22 protein-coding genes and 3 pseudogenes are annotated in these 24,115 nt (G+C 59.4%); 14 read left to right on the top strand and 11 right to left on the bottom strand.

Annotated elements, in window-relative coordinates; all coding sequences use genetic code 11:
* Both FJ423_RS15955 and FJ423_RS34195 read right to left on the bottom strand, forming a co-directional pair.
* Window positions 1-954 (bottom strand): RNA-directed DNA polymerase (locus tag FJ423_RS15955; RefSeq protein WP_140700728.1); only part of this gene is annotated, 954 nt, incomplete at its 3' end.
* A gap of 329 nt (window positions 955-1,283) precedes the next feature.
* Entirely contained in the window at window positions 1,284-1,706 is a 423-nt protein-coding gene (locus tag FJ423_RS34195; protein WP_224655965.1) for a thermonuclease family protein, read from the bottom strand.
* Window positions 1,707-3,182: 1,476 nt separating this feature from the next.
* Here FJ423_RS34195 and FJ423_RS15935 point away from each other — a divergent pair.
* From FJ423_RS15935 to FJ423_RS15925, 3 genes are read left to right on the top strand one after another with little or no spacing between them, the layout of a single operon-like run.
* Window positions 3,183-3,449, top strand: coding sequence for a DUF3892 domain-containing protein (locus FJ423_RS15935; RefSeq protein WP_064993282.1), 267 nt, complete (start codon window positions 3,183-3,185; stop codon window positions 3,447-3,449).
* 56 nt (window positions 3,450-3,505) lie between these two features.
* Window positions 3,506-3,751 carry a DUF2188 domain-containing protein gene (locus FJ423_RS15930; protein WP_084015674.1) on the top strand — a complete coding sequence of 82 codons (246 nt, stop codon included), beginning with the start codon at window positions 3,506-3,508 and terminating at the stop codon, window positions 3,749-3,751.
* A gap of 22 nt (window positions 3,752-3,773) precedes the next feature.
* Complete coding sequence (locus tag FJ423_RS15925; protein ID WP_086081355.1) at window positions 3,774-4,319, top strand: hypothetical protein; 546 nt, start codon at window positions 3,774-3,776, stop codon at window positions 4,317-4,319.
* A gap of 523 nt (window positions 4,320-4,842) precedes the next feature.
* Here FJ423_RS15925 and FJ423_RS15920 read toward each other — a convergent pair.
* From FJ423_RS15920 to queC, 4 genes are all read right to left on the bottom strand, one after another.
* Window positions 4,843-5,376, bottom strand: a complete 534-nt coding sequence (locus FJ423_RS15920; protein WP_064993284.1) for a hypothetical protein — start codon at window positions 5,374-5,376, stop codon at window positions 4,843-4,845.
* A 923-nt stretch (window positions 5,377-6,299) separates the two neighbouring features.
* Window positions 6,300-7,034 carry a 7-carboxy-7-deazaguanine synthase QueE gene (gene queE, locus FJ423_RS15910; protein ID WP_064993285.1) on the bottom strand — a complete coding sequence of 245 codons (735 nt, stop codon included), beginning with the start codon at window positions 7,032-7,034 and terminating at the stop codon, window positions 6,300-6,302.
* The gene (gene queD, locus FJ423_RS15905) at window positions 7,031-7,387 is read right to left on the bottom strand and encodes a 6-carboxytetrahydropterin synthase QueD (RefSeq protein WP_013533306.1); all 357 of its coding nucleotides are present in this window, start codon (window positions 7,385-7,387) and stop codon (window positions 7,031-7,033) included. The genes queE and queD overlap by 4 nt, the downstream gene beginning before the upstream one ends.
* On the bottom strand, window positions 7,387-8,085 hold the full coding sequence (queC, locus tag FJ423_RS15900; protein ID WP_064993286.1) for a 7-cyano-7-deazaguanine synthase QueC: 699 nt from the start codon (window positions 8,083-8,085) through the stop codon (window positions 7,387-7,389). Before queC ends, queD begins: the two co-directional genes overlap by 1 nt.
* A gap of 452 nt (window positions 8,086-8,537) precedes the next feature.
* On the opposite strand from queC, the gene FJ423_RS15895 reads away from it, so the two are divergent.
* The gene (locus FJ423_RS15895) at window positions 8,538-8,927 is read left to right on the top strand and encodes a hypothetical protein (RefSeq protein WP_064993287.1); all 390 of its coding nucleotides are present in this window, start codon (window positions 8,538-8,540) and stop codon (window positions 8,925-8,927) included.
* 209 nt (window positions 8,928-9,136) lie between these two features.
* Here the strand turns inward: FJ423_RS15895 and FJ423_RS15890 are convergent, their stop codons facing one another.
* Window positions 9,137-9,391, bottom strand: a complete 255-nt coding sequence (locus tag FJ423_RS15890) for a helix-turn-helix transcriptional regulator (RefSeq protein WP_064993353.1) — start codon at window positions 9,389-9,391, stop codon at window positions 9,137-9,139.
* A 522-nt stretch (window positions 9,392-9,913) separates the two neighbouring features.
* On the opposite strand from FJ423_RS15890, the pseudogene FJ423_RS15885 reads away from it, so the two are divergent.
* From FJ423_RS15885 to FJ423_RS34190, 6 genes and pseudogenes are all read left to right on the top strand, one after another.
* Window positions 9,914-10,879, top strand: a pseudogene (locus FJ423_RS15885) (glycosyltransferase family A protein).
* A pseudogene (locus tag FJ423_RS15880) lies at window positions 10,876-11,057 on the top strand (polysaccharide pyruvyl transferase family protein); the annotation flags it as partial. The pseudogenes FJ423_RS15885 and FJ423_RS15880, both read left to right, overlap by 4 nt.
* A gap of 405 nt (window positions 11,058-11,462) precedes the next feature.
* Window positions 11,463-11,885, top strand: coding sequence for a hypothetical protein (locus tag FJ423_RS15875; protein ID WP_224713362.1), 423 nt, complete (start codon window positions 11,463-11,465; stop codon window positions 11,883-11,885).
* A 32-nt stretch (window positions 11,886-11,917) separates the two neighbouring features.
* Window positions 11,918-12,930, top strand: a pseudogene (locus FJ423_RS15870) (polysaccharide pyruvyl transferase family protein).
* On the top strand, window positions 12,927-13,736 hold the full coding sequence (locus FJ423_RS15865; protein WP_064993289.1) for a galactosyl transferase: 810 nt from the start codon (window positions 12,927-12,929) through the stop codon (window positions 13,734-13,736). Before FJ423_RS15870 ends, FJ423_RS15865 begins: the two are co-directional and overlap by 4 nt.
* A 657-nt stretch (window positions 13,737-14,393) precedes the next feature.
* On the top strand, window positions 14,394-15,617 hold the full coding sequence (locus FJ423_RS34190) for a hypothetical protein (RefSeq protein WP_224655955.1): 1,224 nt from the start codon (window positions 14,394-14,396) through the stop codon (window positions 15,615-15,617).
* A gap of 557 nt (window positions 15,618-16,174) precedes the next feature.
* Here the strand turns inward: FJ423_RS34190 and FJ423_RS15850 are convergent.
* The 4 genes from FJ423_RS15850 to panB all read right to left on the bottom strand — a co-directional run bounded on the left by FJ423_RS15850 (window position 16,175) and on the right by panB (window position 19,486).
* Entirely contained in the window at window positions 16,175-16,810 is a 636-nt protein-coding gene (locus FJ423_RS15850) for an acyl-homoserine-lactone synthase (RefSeq protein ID WP_064993291.1), read from the bottom strand.
* Between the two features lie 94 nt (window positions 16,811-16,904).
* A complete protein-coding gene (locus FJ423_RS15845; protein ID WP_064993292.1) occupies window positions 16,905-17,630 on the bottom strand; it encodes a LuxR family transcriptional regulator in 726 nt (241 codons plus the stop codon).
* Between the two features lie 159 nt (window positions 17,631-17,789).
* Window positions 17,790-18,653 carry a pantoate--beta-alanine ligase gene (gene panC, locus FJ423_RS15840; protein WP_064993293.1) on the bottom strand — a complete coding sequence of 288 codons (864 nt, stop codon included), beginning with the start codon at window positions 18,651-18,653 and terminating at the stop codon, window positions 17,790-17,792.
* Window positions 18,650-19,486 carry a 3-methyl-2-oxobutanoate hydroxymethyltransferase gene (gene panB, locus FJ423_RS15835; RefSeq protein ID WP_064993294.1) on the bottom strand — a complete coding sequence of 279 codons (837 nt, stop codon included), beginning with the start codon at window positions 19,484-19,486 and terminating at the stop codon, window positions 18,650-18,652. Before panB ends, panC begins: the two co-directional genes overlap by 4 nt.
* A 173-nt stretch (window positions 19,487-19,659) precedes the next feature.
* Between panB and FJ423_RS15830 the strand changes: the two genes are divergently transcribed.
* The 4 genes from FJ423_RS15830 to nadC all read left to right on the top strand — a co-directional run bounded on the left by FJ423_RS15830 (window position 19,660) and on the right by nadC (window position 24,080).
* Window positions 19,660-20,622, top strand: coding sequence for a hypothetical protein (locus FJ423_RS15830; protein WP_064993295.1), 963 nt, complete (start codon window positions 19,660-19,662; stop codon window positions 20,620-20,622).
* 64 nt (window positions 20,623-20,686) lie between these two features.
* Window positions 20,687-21,661 carry a quinolinate synthase NadA gene (nadA, locus tag FJ423_RS15825; protein ID WP_064993296.1) on the top strand — a complete coding sequence of 325 codons (975 nt, stop codon included), beginning with the start codon at window positions 20,687-20,689 and terminating at the stop codon, window positions 21,659-21,661.
* On the top strand, window positions 21,658-23,205 hold the full coding sequence (locus FJ423_RS15820; protein ID WP_064993297.1) for an L-aspartate oxidase: 1,548 nt from the start codon (window positions 21,658-21,660) through the stop codon (window positions 23,203-23,205). The genes nadA and FJ423_RS15820 overlap by 4 nt, the downstream gene beginning before the upstream one ends.
* Entirely contained in the window at window positions 23,202-24,080 is an 879-nt protein-coding gene (gene nadC, locus FJ423_RS15815; protein ID WP_064993298.1) for a carboxylating nicotinate-nucleotide diphosphorylase, read from the top strand. Before FJ423_RS15820 ends, nadC begins: the two co-directional genes overlap by 4 nt.
* The last annotated feature ends 35 nt before the right edge of the window (window positions 24,081-24,115 follow it).

Genomic DNA, 24,115 nt, shown 5'->3' with positions numbered 1-24,115 from the left:
CGGACCGCCCGAGCAACCCTCGGACGCGCAGTGTAGGGTGAGCCACCTCACCGGCAGAAGCGGACATACGGTCTTACCGATAACTGATGTCTTTCCTCCGTGAATTTCTAAACCTACCTCAAGGTAGGTCGTCCGTAACGCAGAAAGCAGTCGTTCTGCATCACCAACAGTTTCAGTTCCTATTACCCAATCATCCTGCAGGCGATCGGCTGCGCCGCGCTGAAGACCGGTCCTCAGCATCGGTCTGCTGTCGATGTAGCCTGAGAGAATATCCGCGACTATACGGGATGTATCGGGCCCTATCGGGATGCCCACGGACTGACCTCGATTACATTTACGGAGAAGTACGTCGATTCGATCACCCAAGCTGTCGTTATACTTCTTGCGGTTTTTCTTGACCCGTTCCTTACCATAGGCCGCCCAAAGCACCGAGTGGGTGTATATGGATGGATAGAAGCGAAGAACGTCTGATTTGACCTCTACATCGTAGGTAGCTCGAATGAGTTGTTTGTGCACCGCGTTGCTCTTGAAGTCGGGCTCCTCAATCGCCCTGTACGATTTGGATGAGATCATGGTTCTGGAGAAGCTAAATCGCTGCCGGTCCAGCCAGCGAGATATAGTCGCCCAGTTCCTTGTCATAACCGAAGCGAGCAGAAGCTGGGGCACTGGGTTTGTAATGTGCAGTTGTCGACGCTCGTTCTTCGCTTTTGGCGTCGAGTAGAGTTCGGGTTCAGTCTCGCTTATCTCCCAAAATTTCTGATGCTTTGCATGGCTGGGCTTCAGCGGGCCGCTCGCGGCCCATATCGCCAACAATTCCCGCGCATACTCGCCGAAATCCTCGGTTATAAAGGGGGCGGCAGCTCTTTTGGAAAGTAGCCCTTCGATAGCATGACTTGAAGCTTGTCCAAAAATACGCTCCCCGAGCCCACGATACGGAAGATCAGGGTAATTCACATGGGTTTCCTAAAAATTGCCAACGCCAAATGATGGGTTTCCAAAGGTGCGCTGGACTTGCCGACCTCGCACATGATGCTGAAGACCGAGGACGCCTTCACCGGACCCATGTTCGACGCCATCAACGGGATGCTGGTCGACATGCTCGCGGCCATTGTCCGCAAGTACTATGACGACCGACGCGCAGGCAGGCTCAAGGGGATCGCCAAGGCAAAGGCCGAGGGTCACATGAAGGTCCGTCCCGAAGACGCCGAGCGTAGCGAGGCGATCATGGACATGCTGCGGAAGGGCCAGAGCTGGGACACCATTGTGCGAGAAGGCGTCTTATCCTATCCGCACCAAGGGCGGGGCGTTGGCGGACAGCTTGTAGAGCCGCAGGCGAACGGGACGGCCAGCCCCTCTGACACCAATATGTCGCCCACATCTTGGCCATCGGCAAAGAGTGAGCCGCAACTTCGCCCGTAGTTGCACCTGTCGGTGCCCTCAGTGCCTGCCGGGCAGGAACATGGAACCATCTTCAGCTCAAGCTTCGCCGCAGCAACCAACTCTTTGAGGCGTGCCTTCGCTCGACGCCCGAGGTTTCCCTCAGAGTCGCACCTTGGCTCGATGCTTTCGGGTGCGTTGAAGCCAACCAGCCGGGTCCCCTTCGCGGAACTGTTGAGCCGAATGGTATCTCCGTCCGTTACGGTGAACTGGGTTCTGGCAAGTGGCACCCTGTAGCCTGCTGCGTCTGACCTCGCGAAGGAGGGCATGCTTGGCCAAGTGATTTGGCCGCCCTTGACAACGAACGAATAGATCAGGGACCCGACGACCAATGCGAGAGCGATCCCAAAGGTTCTGACGAACCTGCCTGCCAAGTATCGAACCTCCCGAACGAGTGGGTTGCGCCAACGGCGCGGTCGCCAACGCGGCGATGGGGGCTTGTAGGTGCCTGGATGTGCGGGTCCTATCGCCTCATAGAGCTTCGCCCACTGCTTCGCGCTCAACCGCGTGCGCGGGCCGTATTTCACCAATCGGTCACGCATATCGAGGAGGAACTGGCGCTGCCATTGGCTAAGGTGGCCGCGAACCAATGCAGCCTCGATACGGGATTTCAGATCGTCCTCAGGCTCCATTTCGGTGGCCCCGCCCCTTCGCAACAATACTGGGCGGCCGGTGCAGCATACAAGTCCGATGTGGGACGCGGGAGAGGACCGAAATCATGTGCGCATGGCCCAAGGAGGCCTAGAAGAACGGCTGTTGCTTGATGATCGGAATTGCCGGATTGGTATTGTGCACCGTAACGCCCCTGCACGATGCTGCTGACGCCGCCGGTTGCGACGGCATTGGCGACCGAGAACGGGCCGATCCACGGGAGCGATGGTTCCGTCCCACCGTTAAAGGCGAACGCTACGCCAAGCTCGGCATGCAAGAAGAGATAGTTGTCAGCGGACGCGTTAAGGGAGAGCGCATTGCGCTTGGTGAGCGCTCGCCACGGTATTGATGGCAACAACGTTCGCAGCAAAGGAAGCCTTCTCGCGCGCGATGGCAGCTGCGGACTCATCCGCGCTAATTGCGCCGATCGCCTGCGCCATCTTAATGTTTTTGAGACTCCCAAGTATGTTTGCTGGGCGGCAAACAGCGGGCTGTATTTCGTTCGCAGAGCCTCAAGCTCACGCCCCTGGTCCGCTAGGACGCCGTTCCGCTCCTTGCTGGCCCTTCGCACCGATACCGACCATGTCGTTGATGCGCGCCTGCAGCGTAGAGAGGTCGGTCGAAATGCTAATTAGCAGGTCGTCGCTACTTGCAGCCATTGCTTACTCCATGGCGGTCGATCGCGCCGGGCGCGGTGGGTATTTTGACATCTGCGGATTGCTGTAAAAAGGAAATGATGGCGCGCCGCGTTCAAAGGATTGGGCGGACCACGAGGTAGTGACGATACGACAGCAAAGCTGACTATCTCAGCGTCACTATATTGTTAACAAAACGTTACTGGCCATTTACTGGAATGCCATTTTTGCATAAAAAAGAGGCAGACGGTGATTCGCCGTCTGCCTCTGTCTGTTGCGTACTCACGGTCTTGTGGTGCCGAGTGGACGAACAAGACCGCGTGTCCGCTCCATAGCAGGTCGGTAACTAGCGTCCTGAGGCGTTTTTGACAAGCCACAGGAGCTACGTAATGGTCAGACATCCTCCCAAGCCCTGCCATTCCCAATTGCTCCGCAAAGCGCTCGAAAGGAGCAATTGCAATGGCAGACGTGCAGGTAACTTGCATCAACAAAGTCCCACGTGAGAACAAGCACGAGGCTATTACAAACCTCGGCAACTCCACCGGGAAATGGTCGAGATCACAAGTGATCCAATGGATCGAAGCGGGCACGCATACTTTCTACACATCGGTAGGCGGAAAGCGCGCCAACGTCGCTGTGGTCAATGGCCCCAACGAGAAATACGTCCGCACTCACGCGGATGGCCAGTGGAACGATAATTTGCTGGCGCTTCCTGAGTGTCCGTAACGCTCTAACGATGGCGGGTTTCGGCCCGCCATCACTTTCTTCTCGGAGATTATCCTATGACCAAACTGCCGACATACACTCTGTCGTTTGACAAGAAAAAACAGGACTGGAAACTGCATAAAGATGGTGCCGACCGCGCTACTAAGCGGTTCGAAACTAAAGCGGATGCCACCGCTGGCGGCGTTCTATCCAGCGCGATTGGGAAAGATGGCGGCTCTGTCCGGATTGAGAAAAAGCGCGGCGGATATGAAGAGGAGAGAACGTTCCCCCGCGATCGCGACCCTAAGAAAACGCCCGGTTAGCCGCATAGAGAAAGCCCTCGGCATGGTGACTTCTGATTGGATTGCCGCTGTCGCGGTCGCTGTTTCTTTGATCTCCGCCCTGCTAGCATGGCTGTCGGCCGCACAAGCCAAACGGCAAGCTGACGCCGTGCTTGGTGAGGTGAATCCTACGTTTGGCGTCTACCAGGCTGAGTATGTTGAGTATTCACGGCAGGCTAGCCTAAAATTCGAGATTCTGAACCACAACAGACGAGCGTTGCTTGTCCATGAGTTGTCGTTTCAATACCCGGACGATGTAATCGTGTTTACCGATCATGACGACCTGACCGGTGTGATTGGGTCTATCATCGAGGCAGTCAAACAAGGCGGGCGAACAAAGAAATTTGCAATCCCGCACCGTGTGAAGGGATGCGGGATGAACGCTGTGCCGCATGAACTGGTCATACCCTTTAGATGTGGGTGGAGAACTGACGTGAAGCCGAAGTCATTTCGCTTTTGCTTCAAGGCAGAATATAGGCAGGAAGGCGGCTTGGCGACGGACCGCGCCTATGGCTGCGTTGACGTTGAGCCGCCGAACATTCTCCCTTGAACGCGCCTATCGAAAGTACTCGGCTGCAGAATCGTCGTGGTCATCCGAAGGCGGCGCCCAACCTACCTTTGGGAACGACGCCGGCGTGGCTCCAAGTGAGCCCAGGCATTGGTTGAGCGCTCTCAGGCCCGCAACACCCAGATCTCCGCTGCGCATTTTCCCAACTAGTAGCGCGGTAAGACCGACAATCCCGCGGCGGCAATACCGCAGCAAAGTCGGCGCCATCTCTTTCCAGGCCGCTTGCCCTGGCGCCGACAGCCATTCGTATGGCTCACCGATCGGCCGATCGTCGGGCGGCTCGAAGTGATTGACGTATCCGGATTCTTGGCAAGCGTCCCGGAAAGCCGCAATTGCTCAACGCTTTTTGCAGCCACCACCGGTCCTTAGGACCATCGGCCCTAGATATCCGACCACCCTACACCGTGGGCCAGATCCTACCTTTCCAAACATAACTTTCGGATTAGGTCTTGCGCGCTTCTCGTCGCATCTAGTTCATCAAGATCGTACCCAGCCCTCCCCTCCTTCAGTAGGGAAACAGGTGCAAGATACGACATGCCACCAAAAAGGCGGACACAAACATCGTTCCTAGTGCGACTTGCGAGGACCACAGCAAGTGTTCGCTACTGCTCTTCATGGCAGCCTTGTTGGATTTCAGCATCTCATCGTAATGGGCGCAGACTTCAGCTAGGGCGATGTGGAGCGGCTTCCCACTTTCTGCATCAGATGCCCAGCCGGAGGGATAATTGCCCACAGCATCAAAGTCTATCGGCTTGGCCGCCTCAAAAGCGTAAAAGGATGAAACCGACATCCCAAACGTCGCAAATAGTCCAACGGCACCAAAGAAGATGTCGACGTGTTCGGACTTATAGATAGCAAGCGTGCCAGCGACGACTACGGCGACAACCGCAACCATGAAACCGAGCAACGTCATCGCCCTCAAATCTGCTGCCAAAGCCATTGTTAGTTGTGCATCAAGTCGGCTCTCAGCTTCCCGCAAGATTTCCTTTAGCGTATCGTTGTCTGCCTTTTCGAGGCGAGAACTAAGTGAGGAAGCCATGATTCCATCTTTCGAATTTCAACCTGAGAAACCGCCGGGAGAACGCAAAGGTGTTAGGCACGAGGCCCCCAGACCTTCTCCGCCACCGCCACCCAAGCCTGCGCCGCCGCCACCGCCCAAGCCACCTAAGAAGTAACCTCTTACACTAGTCTTCCACAAATAACTCCACCGCAGTCGGCTCTGGCGTGCGTACGTTTACGCACGCGAAACTCCGGCGCTTGCCGGTTCATCTATGGGAGTATGCGAATGGCAAAACGAACTGTATTTCACTCGTCGCCGTCAAAGAGCGGTTGGAAGGTGACGCAAGGCGGAAACACCGTATCCGATCACAAGACCCAGAAAGCATCTGAGGCCGCCGCAACGGCCGCAGGTCGCGCTGTTCATAAGGCTGGCGGCCTCGCCCAAGCGGTTTTGCACAAGGCAAAGGGAACAATTCGCGAGGAACGCACCTACGGTGCAGACCCACGAAAAACCAAAGGTTAAGTTGCGGCGTCAGAGCTTGCGTAGCACAAAGTGGTCAACCTCTGGGTGCGCCAAACAAAGCCAACTGGCCGACGCTCAACTAAGCGGTAGACCTTGTTGCCTGCCGCATCGTAGAGGCCCGTAAAGATTGGCGCCGCGTCAGCCTCACAAGGCGGCCCGGTCAAATAGCTGAAGCGAGCCGTGGAAGACCGGCAGGCCGGTGACGCTAGACCATGACCTGATCAAGGCCCTGAAGGCCGAGGGACGGTCTGTGAGGCAGCCAAAGAGGCCCGGTGTTCACCTTCTGCGGTCCAGAAGGTGCTGACGTCGGCGTGAGGGGGCTTACCCAAGCCATAGCAGCGGCGCGACAGGCGCACGGGCTCTAGTTCCGTCCGGCGCTGACGGCGCCAGATTCTGGCCGAGGATAAGATTGGTGCAGTTCCCACACCGGCGAGCGAGACCTAGACGGCCCTCTTGTTACCCCAGAGCAGAACATGCAGCTGCGGCAATACGCGGGCTTCGAACCATCTGTCTCGCGTCACCTTTTCGATCAGCCACTCCATGCGCCTCATGATTCCGGCAAGGTCGACAGCTGCGTCTTCCTCGCCACGGCGCGGTGGCGTGTGATTGCCGGGTTGCAGATAGACCGGGAGACGTGGAAATCGGGCGGCGGCGTCTTTGGCGAAGGCGTAGTCACTCTCGTCGAAAACGACGAGCTTGAGCACGACTTGCGGCTTCTCCCGCGCCGCTTCGATGCAAGCCTCGAATGCAACCCAATCGGTCCTCATTTCGCTCGACGGCGGCTTTGGGCTGAGGACCAGTACGTCAAGCTCGGCAAACCAGTCCTTGGCCACCGAAGCTTGGGTTTCCAGCGCGAAGCGGTAACCTTCAGCATGGCCCCGCTCGATCAGGCCGCCGAAGGGCTGAATGGCGGGGTTGCCGCCCGACAGGGACACCATAACTGGCCGGGCGCCGGAAAGCGCAACCACGTTTTGCCACACCGCGTCCACTGGCATCATCTTCCATTCATCGCGGAATTGGTTGTCAACCGCATGGAGGCTGTCGCACCAGGAACAGCGGTAGTCACACCCGCCGGTTCTGATGAAGACGGTCGGCAAACCGATGAGCACGCCCTCGCCCTGGATCGTCGGCCCGAATATCTCGCTGACCCGGATTGCGGGCCGCGTGTCGGTCACGGCCGGTACTCCGCCCAGGTTTTAGGGGTTTCGCTCACCCTCACGGCGGCGGTTTCCGGCAGCCGTGCCTTGCACCATTCATAGAAATGCCTGGCCAGGTATTCCGCTGTGACCTGCTCATGCGCGAGCGCGTCGTTGAGGTGCCGGTGGTCCAAGCTCTCGTCGATATAGTGTTTGAGCGGCGCCAGATCGTGATAGTCGCGCACAAAGCCGTGCGAGTTCAGCTCCTTGGCCGAGAGCTCCACTACGACGATGTAGTTATGCCCGTGCAGTCGCGCGCACTGGTGCTCGGGTGGCAAGGAGGTGAGCTGATGCGAGGCCGAGAAGTGGAATTCCTTGGTAATGCGGAACATCAGGCGCTCCGCCTCCGCAGCGCCTCAAGCCAGAAATCGGTGTCCTCATAGTCGGTCGGGTCGGCGTGCTGCGCCAGATGAAACGCTTCGCGCCGCTCGACGCAGGTCCCGCACCGTCCGCAGTGACGTTCGCCGCCCTTGTAGCAGGACCAGGTCTGCGCAAATGGGGTCCCGTGCCTTGCTCCATCGCCGACGATGTCCGCCTTGGTGAGGTTCACATAAGGCGTATAAAGACGGATCTGCGCGTCTCCGTCGAGCGCTCGGTTCTGCATCGTCTGGAAAGCCTCGATGAAGGCCGGACGGCAGTCTGGATAGATGAAATGGTCTCCGCCGTGAGCGGCCATCCCCACTGCTTCGAGCTGCTGCGCGGCGGCGAGTCCGAAGGCGATGGCCAGCATGATGGCGTTTCGGTTCGGCACCACCGTGATCTTCATGGTGTCTTCGGCGTAGTGGCCGTCCGGCACGTCGACACCATCGGTGAGCGCGGAGCCGCAAAGGCCGCGGCCGATTTGGCGGATGTCGATGATCTGATGCGCAATGTCCAATCGCTGCGCGCACATCGCGGCGAATTTCAGTTCTTTGCTGTGCCGCTGGCCGTAGTCGAAGGACAGCAGCCCGACAAGTTCGTGCTCCGCTGCCACTTTGTGGGCAAGGGAAACGGAGTCCAATCCGCCGGAGCAGATGACGAGAGTCTTCATCGTGGTATCCTTGTTTTGACCGGGTAAGGCTGCGACCGGAGATTTCTCTGCGCTCCCCCTAGCCCAGCCAGTCAACTTTGTGAACCCTGTGGCGCTGACTCGCCGAGGGTGCGGCTGGGTCGCGACACCGCGCAGCCTCCTTAGGTCAATGTTCAAACCCGGGCATACGCTTAGAATCACAAATGCGAAGCCTCGCGATATGGCTTGGGAAGAATTCCCGTACTCGTGGGAGAGCGGAGGCTGCGGAGGCCACGCGCTGCCTAACAAGAGCAAGGGAGTGAGCGTGGTGCCGAGAGGTAGTTCAGTGGGCGTGCCCCCTCGCTTCAGCATCAGTCCGAATCGGACAGCACGATGGGCGGCAGAACCCCGGTTAGGATCGGTCGTCAGCCGACATCTGTGAACAAGCCGCATGCGTCGTTGCAATCACCCCTCTACTACGCGCAATTGCCGACATGGCCTCGCAGGAACTGGATTGGGCGATTTTCCAGATGGCGGTCGAAAGCGTCCGCTCTCTCTCATCAAGTTTCAGCGAAAGAGCCGCGGAGATAGCCGCGAGGAGCCAGGGTACATTGGTTTTCGACGTGCGGGTCGACGATGACCCGCAGGTGCAGCGAATCGCGGCAATCCGGTATCGAGGCGAACAAACTGGCGTGGTCGCGTTGGACAGGCAGGGCCTTCTTACCCACTATTGCATGGTGAATGACACGTTCTCAGATCTGATGGCGCCTTTGGAGAACTGGACAAGCATGCCCCTCTCAACGCAGGCAAAGATCGATATCACCGTCCATGCCGGCCCCTTCCTCGCCGCCCTACGAAATGCCGGTCATCTGCTTGGCAGTTAGCGTGACTGGAATGCATGTGTGATCCTGCATTCCCCCCGAACGCGCCGCGAGCGGCGCCCGAGCTAGGCTCTCCGGGCGCGTATGGCACCTGCTGCTCGCGTTGGTGATATCCTGGGCAAACGGACCTGTGGCGCAAACGCTGGGTTCCAACAATGCGAAAACGAGAGACCTGTTTCCCGGCAACCAACGGGAAACCGGCCTTCCACCGATCAGGCAGCGTCCAATATGTCCGCCTCCGTCTCAAGAATTCCGGCGGGTAGGGACAGCGATTTTGCGATCCGGTCCCTATAACCCTTGTTGTATCTCAGACCGGACTCAATGTTCAGGATTTCCTCAGCGGCAAGCCCGCACGCCACTGCCAGGTCCTCGACGGAATATCCAAGGTGCTCACGATAAGCACGGGTGATGTGGGTCCCCGCCGACATGGCCGTCAACACCGGCTCGGGAATGCGTGAATCTTTCATAAACACCTCGAAGAAGAGCAAAGATGCCCGGCACCTCGGGAGAGTTCCTCTGGACCCGGACAGTCAAATGAATTGACTCAATTCAGCCTGGAGGTCTGGTGCATGAGGCACCTAAGACCAGCGGCCGGAGGCGGTATATGGTGGCTCAACCGGGTCCGATCAAGTCGTAACAAACTGACCGCCGCAACATGGTCTGATCGACTGCGCCGACCATGCCCGCGCCACCCAGTGGGGCTGATCACCGCCGACGTTCCGGGGCAGTAGTTCGGCTTGCTCAACCCTGGATTCGGTGTTCCTGCTGGCCTGCTAGCCATGTCGAAGCAGCCGCCCCGGGCCAACGGGAACGGGCAAACGAGAGTGCGCCCGAGACCCGAGCTGATTGGTGCCATAGATGACGCCACGCTCGCCGCAGACGGCCTATCCACGCCATGGATGATCATCATCCATACAATCACTTTGGCCAACCATTGCCGAATGCGTTACTCGGGCCTCGCACAGACCTCCCGAAGGCATGGATGAGAATTGGCCTCTTTCACAATCGTCATCCCTTTTTATCAGAAAAAAGCGGGGATTCTTCGCCGTTCGCTACAGAGCGTATTTGAGCAGACTTATACGGGCTTTGAGGTTCTGGTTATCGACGATGAGTCCCCTCTTCCGGCTGAGGTCGAGCTGGAAGCGCTTGACGCCGATCAGAGGTCGCGCATCACGGTCATAAGGCAGGCCAACGCCGGCCCTGGTGGCGCTCGCAACACCGGGCTTGAGAACGTTTCGCCTTCGACGCGTCTCGTCGCTTTCCTCGATTCAGACGACACCTGGCTGCCACATCATCTGCACAACGCTTTTGAGAGCATGTTGTGCTTCGGAGGGGACTGTTACTGGGCCTCAATTCAAGCGAGCGAAGAGTTCTATTACCACCTCGCAATATCCGAACTTGCAGGGGCGGACGGGTGATTCGATTGGGGGAGCAGCCGCTTGTCATCGAAGTTCCTGACCTTGCAAGCGCAATGCTGAAGGACTGGAGCTTTCTCCATCTTTCTGGAATGGTGATCGGCCGTACCATCTTCAAAAAAATCCGTTTCGACGCCACTCTTCGGCGCGCCGCAGAGGACGTGCTTTTCTTCTGCGATACAATCCTCGCCTCTCGGCGCAGCCTGCTCTGCGGTGATCCGGGCGTCGTGCGCGGCTTGGGCGTCAATATCTTTCACCGCATCGACCGCACATCGCGCCGCTTCCTGCAGCAGCAATTCAACACCTGGGCAGCGCTCGACGCGCTCGAAGCTTGCTTTGCCTGACGGCCAGAGGAAGTTGAGTCAATCGCCACCCTCCAAGGGCAGAGCGCGTCGCCAGGCGCTTTGGAGCCAGGCCGGACTTCTTCGTCGCGGCAAAGTGCCAAACGTCGGCCTGCTCGCGCGTTGGGCGTGGCGTGACCCTGAGTTGCTGCTGACACTGAGGGAACTCGGGACAGCTAAGTTTGCGGAGGCGAAATGACTCCATATCATTGGGAATCGAGCCACGGCAATTTGGTGACGACCTCAATCTCTGGCTATGGGACTTTCTGTTGCCTGGATTCCGGGAGGTGCACCAACAAACAATGCTCGTGGGCGTCGGCACGGTCCTGAATTCGGGCCTGCTTCCGCGCGGTGTGCACAAGCTGGTTGTGGGAAGCAGCCGCGGGGAACCGCAGCTTAGTCCCGATGGCTCGCTCGACGGCTTGAAAAGTCGCTTTGGTGAGGTGCTGAACGGAATCCGCAAAGATTATCTTTAAGCAACGGGACGCTCCAGCAAATGTCGAAAATCAGCGTGGCGTGCTGCTCGCGGCCAGACGAGGTCGCGCGATTGAAGACACGCGATGACAAAGTCCGCGAGCAGCGACTCGGGCCGGAAATTCCGGAACTCCGTGGTGCTGAGACTTGGCGAGAGGTGCGTTGGCGGGTCCCACGCAAGTCACGCCGTTCTAGCGCGAGGAAGCTTTGATCGCATCCATGGCGAGACAGGCGCGGTGCCGAGCAGTTGGGCATAGAGGACACCGACAGAATGGGGCTGCAGCCTGGGGCAGACCCGGACCCTGTTCGTGCGTGATACACAGATGCTTCTTGTCCGCATACCGGTGATTTCGATCGGTTTGGGGTGCTGGGGGCTTCCGGGGCTGATATTCAGCCGGGTGCTCACCGGTCTGTTCAGCGCTGTCGTCAACATGGTGGTGGTGGAGCGGCTCATCAATGTCTCGGTCAGGGCGCAGTTGTTGGCGAATTTCAGGGCGCTCGCCAGCTCGGCCGTTCTGGCCGCAGGTGTAACGCTCGCCGATCATTGCATTGGCGCTCAGACCACGCAGACCGGCTTGGTTCTCCAACTCGCCGTCCTCATCTGCCTCGGCGGAACTCTCTATTGCGGTTTCAGTCTCTTTCTCTGGATCGTTATGGGCCGTCCGGATGGGCCGGAAACCGAAGTGAGAAAGCTCGCTTTCAAGGTGCTGTCCAAAGTCAGCCACGCGTGATCTCCAGCTCGTCAATTCAAAAGAGAGGTACGATGCCAGGTGCTCAGGAACTAGAACTGATTGCTGCGCTGCAGGACATAACGCATGATTGCCTAAAGATGTTCGTCAGGCCCGATGAGCCGATAGCGATACTGGATTTTCCCGACATCAAGAACTGTGGCGACTCGGCAATATGGCTGGGATTGCCTATTTGAAGGATCGTTACGCAAAGCGGCCTTCCTATGTCTGCACGACGGACGATTTTTCCCATGATGAACTCAAGGGGACGGCTCCGAGTGGGCCCATATTTATCCATGGGGGCGGCAATTTCGGCGACTTATGGGTATCTCACCAGGACTTCCGGGAACATATACTGGAGTTGTTTCCCGACCGGCAGATCGTCCAGTTTCCGCAATCGATCCATTACAGCTCTCCGGAACGGCTTGAGCAAAGCAGACGCGCCATTGGCCGACATAAGAACTTCGTGCTGCTGGTGCGCGACGAGGAATCCCTTCTGTTCGCCCGGGAAAAGTTCGATTGCCAGGTGCATCTCTGCCCCGACATGGCTTTTTGCATCGGCAGTGTGCAGCCTGATGCGCCCCGCTTCCCGGTGCTCGCGATGCTTCGCCAGGACAAGGAGCAGGTCGGAGCGGTCGATTTCTCTGTCTATCCCCATATCCCAAGGGAGGACTGGATCACCGAGCGCCACTCGAGGGTGGGCGTTGCAAAAGCGCTCGGTGCGGCATCTGCGTTGCTGCACCTCAGCCCCTCAGAAGTGCGGTTGCGCAAACTGAATGCCGCGGCCAACAACCGCTTTCGACGCGGCATCCGGCAGATTTCCCGTGGCAAGGCCATCCTTACGGATCGCCTGCATGTGCACATCTGTTCGATTCTCATAGGGCGCCCCCACGCGGTGCTGGACAACAACTACGGAAAAATTCGCCGGTTCATGAACGCTTTTTCAGGGGGTACCGATCTATCCTACAAGGCAATGTCGAATGACGACGGCATTAGATGGGCAAGAGAACAGGCGGTTGGCACAGTCAAAGACTGGAGACTGTCATGACTGCCGTAACGTTCATTGTTCCTGTCAGGCATCAGGATAACGCGCGTGATTGGGGCCTCCTGAAGAGGAACCTCGCCCAAACCGTCACATCCATTGCCAATCAAACCAACCCCGATTGGCGAGGCATAGTGGTTGCCAATGACGGGGCCGATCTTCCTGTCATGCCCGATAAGTTCTCGGTGGTCCGGGTGAGCTTTCCACCGAACGACATTCATGAGCGAGGCGATGCAACTGAGAACGACTTTCTGGATTCATTCCGCGCCGACAAAGGCCGCCGTGTTCTTGCCGGCATGCTCAATGCCGCTGGCAGCCGCTTCTTCATGATCGTTGACGACGACGATTTGGTAAGCTCTCGTATCGTGCAGTATGCTTCTAAGCATCCGAACGAAAACGGCTGGAGGATTGACAAGGGGTATCGCTGGGACGATGGCGGCAATGTTCTGCTCTGTCGTGACCAGTTCAGTCACTATTGCGGAACATCGCTGATCATTCGTTCGGATCTGTACGGGCTGCCGGCAAAAATCGAAGATGCCCCCATCGAATGGATCAAAGATACGCTTGGCAGCCACGTCCGTATAGCACCAGCTCTGGCCAAGCGCGGAACTCCCTTGAATTGCCTCCCGTTCCGGGCCGCTGTGTACCGTGTTGCACACCAGGGGTCGCACAATAAGACTCCGAGCCTCATGCAGATGTATTTCGTAAGCAGAAGCGCTCTGAAGCGCCCCTTCCGTGTCGCGAGAAATCTCGCCGGGTTGCGTCTGTTGTCAGCTCGCCACAGGAAAGAGTTCTTCGGACGACCGGAATAGACGGGCGGCTGCAAAGTTGTAGCAGGGCTTGAGCAATATTGGCGTTTGCGGCTGCGCTCTACGGCCTTAACGCGCGAGTTCGACATGCCTGATTGGTTGCCTGGCCTGAATTGCGTAACCCATTGTCAGCCCAGGTAAGGGAATCGACTCACTATCGGTCAGGGGCAATTCAGGAGAATCTTGGCCACCGCTTCAGCATGAGCGGCCATTAGGCGGGGACTCTATTCTCCAGCTTCTGACATCCGCAAAGGAGGGTATCGCATTCGCGATCGAGGGCCGAAGGTCTCTCGGTGGCACCGGCTGCGCCAAACCATACCTTAGCAAGCCAGGCCGAAGCGCTCTGTCAGTTGGCATGGCTTTTGCGCTTGAACCGTCCAAGCCGACGGGCGCTTTGCATCTACGGTATGGATGAACACCATGCATAGAATCAGTTTTGTCGATCGTACCCGAACCGACATAAGCGACAGCACCTGCGGTGCATCGGCCCGTATCGCTGCTTCAATCGCTGAGGCACGAAACGTCCGAGTCGGGCAACGGCACGCCCGGGAGTCTGAGGCGGCATCGAGGAGTTCAACCAATCGGCGTCGGCGGTCAAGGACGCCGCGACCTGATCAGACATTCGAGAGCGCCGTCCTTTGCGAAAAGATGGAGAAGCCGTTGAAGCTTGCCGGTAAAACCGTTGTCGTAACCGGTGTCTGCTCCGGGGTCGGCGCCGAAGTCGCCCGTCTCGCCCGGTGCGAAGGCGTGCGTCTTATTGGAGTCGATCTGGAGGATCCCGTCGTGATGCTGGACGCGTTCTTTCGCATCGATCAGGATTCTCCCGAAGAAATTGATGCAGCGCTTACCCAGTTCCCCGAACGCATCGACGGCCTCGTCAATGCCGCAGGCGTCTCGGGCACGCTGGATCGGGACATTGTCGCACGCGTGAATTATCTCGGGATACGTCATCTGTCACATGCACTTGCCTTCCGAATGCCCGAGGCCTCTTCGATCGTGAATTTCGCCTGCCTGCATGACCCCGAATGGCCCAAGCGGGTTGATCTGCATAAGGAACTTGCCGCTACTCAGAGCTTTACGGATGGACTGGCTTGGCCGGCCGCCAGCCCGGTGCCGCAGGAACCTGCTATCGCTATTTCAGGCGCCAGCATTGACTGGATACAACTGGCCGGCGGCCTGATCTTCGCCGCGCTCATGGCATACCCGCCAGCGAAGACCGCCGCCGGGTCATCAGACCTGACGGCAACTCCATTCGACTTGACGATCGCGAAATGGATGCGATGGCGGACAATTCACAAACGAGCACAAGGAAATCCTTACATGAGATCCTCACCGAAAGAGACCGCCACCGCGGCCATCCCGATTCATCGAGTGCATCCCCCGTCTTTCTGGAAGGGGATGATCCTTGCTGCGACCGTGATCGTCCTCGTACCGAGTAGTCAGGTTTCGGCTAAGGGCAAGGGACAAACCGTTCACCACATAGATCAGGCAGCCTCAGTTGGTTGGGAGAGGAAGAAGATGGAAGAACTTCCGGCGGGAACAAAGTTCAACCACGCTAACAGGGATGGGGTGTGGGGCGGTCGCGGGCAAAGCGGGCACACGGGCGACGCAATTTGGATGACCTCAGAAAACGATGTAAACACGGCACGCGGCTATGCAGGTAGTTCTGGAAAGTACTTTGTTGTCGAGGCGAAAGAGCCCCTGAAATTAGCGGTCATGGACGAGCAGGGTAATCAAGTGTTCCCCGATGAACTAGGCGCATGGGCTCCCTTGGCGCAGAGATACGGCTTGGATGGAGTGAAGACGGAATATGGAAGCTCGTACGAGGTGATTTTATTTCACAGAAGCAAGATTGCACCTGTGGAAGAACGTGGTTTCGATTAGCACAGACGCCAGCGCACGACGCCATCGAGATAGGTGCCGTCCTCGTTGAGGGGGATGAAGTTTGCGAGTTCGGTCATGGTCTGTGTCCTGAGTGTGTGTTTCCCGACGGGAAAGCCCTTTCGAGCGAAGCCTCCCCGGTCTTTCCGGGGGGATGGCGAGAGCCCGCCCCACTGCGGCGGGCGGGACTGTCAAGTGGCGTGGTGCGGAAGGTGGGGGACCTTCTCGGTCCGCTCGCGGACTGGGCAGAAGATTTTCCACCTTCACGGGCCGCTTGACCGGCCCGGCCGGCGATGCCCCCTCCTCGTCATCGCGCAGTGGCGCGCTGCATCGCTTCACGTAGGTATCAAAGCCGTAAGGCTGATTCCTTTAGTAGCTCCGTTGGAAAGCGCGCGGGCGGTGATTGAGGTCAGCTTCCTGTTGCGCACCGCTCCCTTGCTGGAGCCGCCAGCCTTCGCCGCAATATGGACCCCCCGGACCGTCGATAGAGGCCTCATGTGAGCTTCTGAAACGCCTTTGGCCAACGGCAGCGCGATGACGCCTTCAAGCGTGGGAAGATCTTAAGCGTATGCCGACAGGCCGAGAACCGGCTGCCATAATACAGGTCCGTTCAAACGTCCCCTCCAGCGGATGCGCATGAGGCTAGCGTGCGAAACCTCGAGAAAGCCGGCGACCGCCTCCGTGTTGCCCACCGCCTTGGGATGCCCGATGCGCGCCAACGGCCAAGTTGCAAGACGCAGGATCCGTTCCATGCGCGTATCGGTCACTGTCACGATCCGAGTGAGTTCGTTCGACAAGCCGAATTCGATCATGCCCGCGAATAGCTCGTAGGTTGCTTGGGCCAGCCCTCCAGCCTTGGGCGTTGATGCAGGGAGATCGAGTGCGAAACGACTGCTCTCCCAAATGCGGGCACTCGCTGGCGCCGCGGTCTCGCCAAGCAGCATCGGAAACGTGTCGCGCAACATTGTCGGTCCCGTCGTCGGCAAAAAACGGACGCAACCGCGAATGCGCCAGTCGGATCCTTTGAGAAGGAGATAGACGGGCCTCAGCCCGTCATATGCGTCTGTTTCCAGTTCCTCTTCGGTCTGAACATCCCAATCCAGCCTTTCCTTGAAAACGCGATGCCTCAGTCCGTACATTTCTTTGAGCTCGCTTGAAAACTCATCGTAGAGCTCAGGTGTGATTAGCTGCATCATTTGTCGCCTCCGTGCAGGATGTGGTCCCGCCATCGAAGAGCAAAGCCGACAATCATGCAGCCTGTAGACCTTTACAGGTATCCGCAGAAAGGAATCAGGATCTCGAATGTCGGGAAGAAGCCAGCCGTGCTACGGCTTGGTTGATGGTTCGCACGCCAAGTTTTGCCTTGGCGTTTTCCAGATGGAAGGTCACGGTTCGTTTCGAGACGCTGAGAATCTGGCTGATATCCCAGGCCGACTTGCCGTCCGCCGCCCATTTCAAGCATTCGAATTCTCGCGGGGTCAGGATTACGCCATTGACCACGCAATCTTCGGCGAGCCTGCGCCGGGCAAATATATGAAAGCTGATCGCGACCAGCTGCAATGCTTGCTCGTACCGTGTCAGTGACCGCAAGAGAGGCGGACGGGGCTGGTCGGAAGCCAAGGTCAGCGCAGCAAAGCGGCCGCGATGGTCATGTATCGACATGGTCAACCCGGAACGAATGCCAAATCGAGCTGCTTCTTCCAGAATCCGTTGCTGTGAAGCCGGGAGATGTTGCCGAGCTAAATCCACACCCCAATCAAAGGTGTCCCAGCCTTGAAGCCCGCGCAGGATCACCGGATCATGCCTGTGGTAGCGCAATTGCATATAGCGCGATGTCCAGGATGGGGGATAATTCGAAATCAAGCGCGGCTTCCGGCCGGAAGCTGACGGGCAACTGAAATAGGCAAAGAGCGGAAAGTCTAACGCGGCTGCGGCAGACGCCATTGTCTCACACAGATCGACAGCATCGACGCTTTCGGAGAGTTGCTCGAGGAAATTTTCAAACACGCGATGCATCTGCGCTTTGCATAAACCTCCGTGCCGTTGCTCGGCGCAGACCTTCGTCTAAATGATTGGCGATCCATTCGACGTTTGCGAGCTGGTCGGCTTAATCGCGGGCATTGCTCTGCTCCTGGTCAATGAGCCTGTTGTGCGGCGATGCAGCGCCGCGAGCCTCTAATTTGTTGCACCAATTGGTGACATTCCTATGTTGTCGATAAGCCGTATGTCGCCTAGCCATGCCGCGACAAGCAAGCGTGCCGGTTGGTCAAGGCTCGTCAGCGGTTGCAGATCTGCCTCGCGGCGAAGTTCCAGGTACTCGACTTCGCGATAGCCGGCAGCCAGGATTGCTGCGCGCGCTTCCGCAAGAGTGGGAAGGACAGGAGCGCCGCGCGCAAGCCGATCGGCCACCCCCAGCAAGACCGCTGCCAACTTTGGGGCAATGGCGCGCTGTGCTGGCGAGAGCCGAAGATTGCGCGAGGACAGTGCAAGACCGTCGGCTTCGCGGATTGTCGGACAGGCCAGGATGGTGATTGGAATGTCCAGGTCGCCGACCATGCGCCTGACCAGCTGAAGCTGCTGAAAGTCCTTTTCGCCAAAACAGGCCAAGTCAGCGCCGGTCTGCAGGAAGAGCTTGGAAACGACTGTCGCCACGCCGTCGAAATGGCCCGGCCGAAAGCTGCCGCACAGGCCCTCGCTGATGCCGGACACCGAAATGCTCGTGGCGAAGCCTGGCGGATACATCTCTTCTGCATCCGGCAGATAGAGCAAATGCACGCCGAGCGGCGCAAGCCTTGCAGCATCTTGGTTTTCCGTGCGAGGATAGGCATCAAGATCGGTGGCACTGTTGAATTGCTTGGGGTTGACGAACAGCGTCACGACTACCCGATCGGCCTTCTGAAGCGCAGCACGCACGAGACTGAGATGACCTTCATGCAAGGCCCCCATGGTCGGTACAAGGGCGACCTTGGCGCCTGAGCGACGCCATCGCGCGGTAACAGCGCGGAGCTCGGCAGTGCTTCGAACGATCGGCACGCTCATGTGACGTCTCCGGCCCTCGCCTCGTGTGTGTAGAGATGTTCCGCCGCCGGAAAGCACCGTCTCCTGACGTCAGCGGCATAAGCCGCAATCGCTGCATCGGCCTGTTCGCCAAGTTCGGCGTAGCGCTTGACGAATTTCGGCCGGAAGGAGCTGAAAAGCCCGAGCATATCGTCGCTCACCAGAATCTGGCCGTCGCAGGCGAGTGAGGCGCCGATGCCGATGGTGGGGACGGCGATCTCCGCAGTGATGCGTTTTGCGAGGGGTTCGGGCACCTTCTCCAGCACCACGGAGAATGCGCCGGCCTCCGTAACCGCATTGGCATCGCGCCTGATGCGCTCGGCATCTTCTCCCCGCCCCTGGACGCGGTAGCCACCGAGCGTATTGACCGCCTGAGGCGTTAAACCGACATGCGCCATGACAGGGATGCCGCGGGCGCAGAGGAAGCGGATGGTCTCGGCCATTTTCTCACCGCCTTCGAGCTTCACAGCCGCACAACCGGTCTGCGCCATCAGGCGCGCAGCGTTGCCGAAGGCCTGCACGGGGCTCTCTTCATAGGAGCCGAATGGCAGGTCAACGACCATCAATGATCGCACCAGACCGCGGCGCACCGCCTGGCCGTGCATGATCATCATGTCGAGAGTGACGCCCAGCGTCGATGAGAGGCCGTGCAATACCATGCCAACGCTGTCGCCAACGAGAACGACGTCGCAGTGTGGATCAACCAATCTGGCTATCGGCGTGGTGTATGCCGTCAGGCAGACGAGTGGAGCCTGGCCTTTCCGCGCGCTGATATCCGGCGGTGTGATCGCCTTTGTCTCACCCGTTGCACTCAACGATGCATCCTTCCCTAGCGTTACCCCCCGCGGGTGTCGCGTTTGGCATATTTTTGTGCGAGTGCGAAGTGCAAAAAAGATCGTCCAGCTGTGCGGTGTTGACGTTCGTGCAGCAACGCTTAAATTCAATCGATTGATAACCCCGAATTCGGGAACAACTCACCTTCGCGAACATGAACCATCAGGCAAAAGGAACCAGAAAAGGCAGAGCCGCGGTCAAGGCCGACGAAGCAAAAGTGGACCTGATCGCCGTTGTCGTCGCCGTAACTGACAGTGATCCCTGTCTTCTCACCATCGGGAACGCGGATACCCTTCCGTCCGGCCCCTATGCGCTGGAGCATCGATCGCTGCAATCAGGTCTGAGGGGTTGGGTCGAGCAACAGACCGGCCACCCGCTCGGCTATATCGAGCAGCTCTACACCTTCGCCGATCGGGACCGCATAGGTGCCGAGCCCCAGGAACGCGCCATCTCAATCAGCTATCTCGCACTCACTCGCAAGGAACAGGCAGCGGGCTCCGCTAGTTGTGGGTGGCGCAGTTGGTACGAGTATTTGCCCTGGGAAGATCATCGCTCCGGCACGCCGGTGGTGCTCGATATCTTACGACCACGCCTGAGTGAGTGGGCTGAGGGCGCCAGCGACGCCACCACGCGACGCGAACGCCTGCAGCGCGCCGCGATTGCCTTCGGTTTCGACCACCGCAATTGGAATGAGGAACTCACCCTACAGCGTTATGAGTTGCTCTATGAATCTGCCCTGATCGAAGAGGCTGGCCGCGGGCGGGACGCAACGCCTGCGGTGACATCTGGCAAGGCAATGGTCGCTGACCATCGACGAATCCTGGCGACGGGCATTGCGCGGCTACGCTCCAAGATCAAATACCGGCCGGTGGTTTTCGAGCTCATGAGGCCGTCCTTCACGCTGCTTCAGCTGCAGCGGACCGTGGAGGCCCTCGCCGGGAGGCTCATCAACAAGCCGAATTTCCGCAGGCTTGTTGAGCAGCAAGAGTTGGTCGAGGAAACTGGCGAGACCTCCCTCGAGACGGGCGGGCGACCGGCAAAGCTCTATCGGTTCCGGCATGCCGTCCTCGACGACAGGGCTGGGGCCGGGACAAAATTGCCGCTCGCGCGGGCTTGACATACTTATAGTCAAGGTAGACATATTCCCCTTATTGTCAGATCGAATATAAGCGGAGGCGCTGATGACTGGGGCGTTACCTACGGCTGCGTCCCTGTACGAGCGCGTCCGGCGGGTGATTCCGCCAGTCGAATGGCCGGCGTTTACCGACGACCTTGAAGCCATCCTTGCGCTGAAGCGCGATCGAAACGCGGTCATCCTTGCGCACAACTACCAAACGCCGGAGATCTTCCATTGCGTGGCCGACATCGTCGGCGACAGCCTCGCACTGGCCCGCAAGGCGGCCACGGTCGAGGCGCAGGTCATCGTGGTTGCCGGCGTGCATTTCATGGCCGAGACGGCCAAGCTGCTCAATCCTAACAAGATGGTCCTCATTCCGGACCTCCGCGCCGGTTGCTCGCTGGCCGAATCCATCACGGCAGAGGACGTGCGGCAGCTACGGCAGCGCTATCCGGGGGTCCCGGTTGTCACCTACGTCAACACTTCGGCAGCGGTAAAAGCGGAGTCGGACATCTGCTGCACCTCGGGCAATGCCCGCGCGGTGGTGGAATCTCTCGGCGTGCCGCGCGTGATCATGGTGCCCGATCAATACCTGGCGATAAACGTTGCGGCGGACACGGATGTCGAGATCATCGCCTGGAAGGGCCACTGCGAAGTGCATGAGCGCTTCACGTCGACCGACATCCGGGAATTGCGCGATGCACATCCTGGGGTCATCGTGCTCGCCCATCCAGAATGCCCGCCCGAGATTGTCACACAAGCGGAATTCTCCGGCTCGACTGCGGCCATGTTGGATTATGTCGAGCGGGAGAAACCAGCGCGCGTCGTCCTGCTGACCGAATGTTCGATGAGCGACAATGTCGCGGTCGCGCATCCCGAAATCGAGTTCATCCGCCCTTGCAATCTCTGCCCGCACATGAAGCGCATCACCTTGGCCAACATCCGCGCCGCGCTCGAAGAGAACCGGCATGAGGTTCGGATCGCCGCCGGGATTGCAGAGCGCGCGCGCCACTCAGTCGAGCGAATGCTTTCCATATGAGCCTCGACGTTCATGACATTGGCGGGGCACCGGTGATCATCGGCTCTGGTTTGGCAGGCCTGATGACCGCGCTCCATCTGGCGCCGGAACCGGTTGTGCTTCTATCTAATGCGGGGCTGGGAACCGGAGCCTGCAGCGAGCTCGCCCAAGGCGGTCTTGCTGCAAGTGTCGGCGGCGAAGACAGTCCCGAACTTCATCTTTGTGACACCCTGGCGGCCGGCGACGGCCTCTGCGACGAGGCAACGGTGCGGCGAGTGGTCCGAGCTGCACCTGAAGCGATCAGGACTCTAGAGCGGTTTGGAGTCGCATTCGACCGACGCGCTGATGGCGCCTTGCGGCTGGGGCTCGAGGCGGCGCACTCGCAGCGGCGGATCGTGCATGCGGCGGGCGATGCCACCGGTCGCGAACTGGTGCGCGCGCTGGTCGCGGCAGCACGGCGCACAGCCTCCATCACTGTCCTGGAAAACGTCGAGGCCCGCCGGCTTGTCGTGGAAGACGGGGCGATCATCGCCGTGGTCGCGGCCGGGTGCACGGGCGCAATCGCCTTGCCAACGCGCCGCGCGGTGCTGGCGACCGGCGGCATCGGCGCCTTGTTCAGCGAGACGACAAACCCGCCTGGCTCATGTGGACAGGGGCTCGCGCTCGCCGCTTGTGCCGGGGCGGAGTTCGCCGACCTGGAATTCGTGCAATTCCACCCGACCGCCCTCGAGGGCCCGCGGCGGCCGATGCCGCTGGTGAGCGAGGCGGTGCGTGGCGAGGGTGCTGTGCTCGTCGACGAGCAGGGAGAGCGTTTCCTGGGTGATACCCCAGGGGGCGAGCTTGCGCCTCGCGACGTGGTTGCGCGCGCGGTTTGGCGCCAACTCGCTCTCGGACGCCGTGTGTTTCTTGACGCCAGGCAATGTCTGGGTCCCAGATTTGACAAGCGCTTTCCGGCGATCGCCGATTTGTGCCGCCAGGCCGGCATCGATCCGGCGACCGACCTGATCCCGGTGCGCCCGGCCGCACATTATCACATGGGCGGTGTTGCAGTAGACGCTGCGGGCCGCAGCTCCATCGAGGGACTGTGGGCATGCGGCGAGGTCGCTTGCACGGGTCTGCACGGCGCGAACCGGCTCGCCAGCAACTCGCTTATCGAAGCAGTGGTGACGGCGAGCTGGGTTGCTGAAAGCGTCGCCGACGCATCACACACCCGGCGACCACGCGTGTGTTCGGCATTCGTGCCTCAACGGCCGGACGCCTCCGGCATCCGTCCAATCGTCTCCGCCGCGCTCGGCATCGTCCGCGACGGCGAGACGCTACGCGACGGGGTGGCTACCCTGTTGCCGGTTGCAGCTCACGACAGCGCGGCGTCTGACCCCGCCATGGTCGCGCTGATGATCGCCATTGCGGCTCTGCGGCGCGAAGAGAGCCGCGGCTCGCACTATCGTTCCGATTTCGCCGGACGCGATGCAGATGCGCGCCAGTCACGACTGACACTGCGCAGCGCAATACAGACCGCCGTCGCACTCAGCTGGCGAGCGCCGATGCGGAGTACCCTGACATGAAATTCTCACCGCTTCCCTCAACCCTGATCGAACCGATCGTGCGCGGTGCTCTTCTCGAAGACCTGGGCAGATGCGGCGATCTGACCAGCGAGGCCGTGATCCCGCGCGATCGCACCGCCACGTTGGTGCTGAAGTCGCGACAAACGGGGATCGTTGCCGGGCTCGATCTGGCCGCCTTCGCCTTCATGCTCGTCGAACCTGCGATCGACATGCAAATCTGGAGAGTTGACGGCAGCGATGTCGCGGGGGGCGAAATCATCGCCATGCTGTGCGGACCGGCGCGGGGCCTGCTCACCGCCGAGCGCACGGCGCTCAATTTTCTGTGTCATCTAAGCGGCATTGCCACTGCCACGGCAGCGATGGTCGAAGCCGTGCGTGGCCACAAGGCGAGGATCGTGTGCACGCGAAAGACGACGCCCGGCCTGCGCGCGCTGGAGAAATATGCGGTACGCGTCGGCGGCGGCGCCAATCACCGCTTCGGGCTCGACGACGCCTTCCTGATCAAGGACAACCACATCGCGATCGCCGGCGACATTCGCACGACAATAGAGCGGGCGCGCGCTGCCGCGGGGCACATGGTGAAGATCGAGGTCGAGGTCGAGACCCTCGAGCAGCTCGATACAGCGCTCACGCTGGGGGTCGACGCGGTGTTGCTCGACAACATGTCGGTTGAGGACCTTGCCCGCGCCGTGGCAATGGTTGGGGGCCGCGCCGTCACGGAGGCTTCCGGCCGGGTGACACCGAAAATGGCACCGGCGATTGCTGCGACGGGTGTTGATCTCATCTCGGTCGGATGGCTGACACACAGCGCGCCCATTCTCGACATCGGCCTGGACATGCCAACTCGCGGGAACATCAGCACTCATTTGAACTAACGGGAAACACAATGGGGAGCAACGTGCTCGGGCTG

Origin of the sequence: Mesorhizobium sp. B2-8-9, from assembly GCF_006439475.1 — a bacterium.
Taxonomy (GTDB): domain Bacteria; phylum Pseudomonadota; class Alphaproteobacteria; order Rhizobiales; family Rhizobiaceae; genus Mesorhizobium.
The sequence above is the reverse complement of the archived record's forward strand: the minus strand, read 5'-3'. Positions and strand labels throughout refer to the sequence as shown.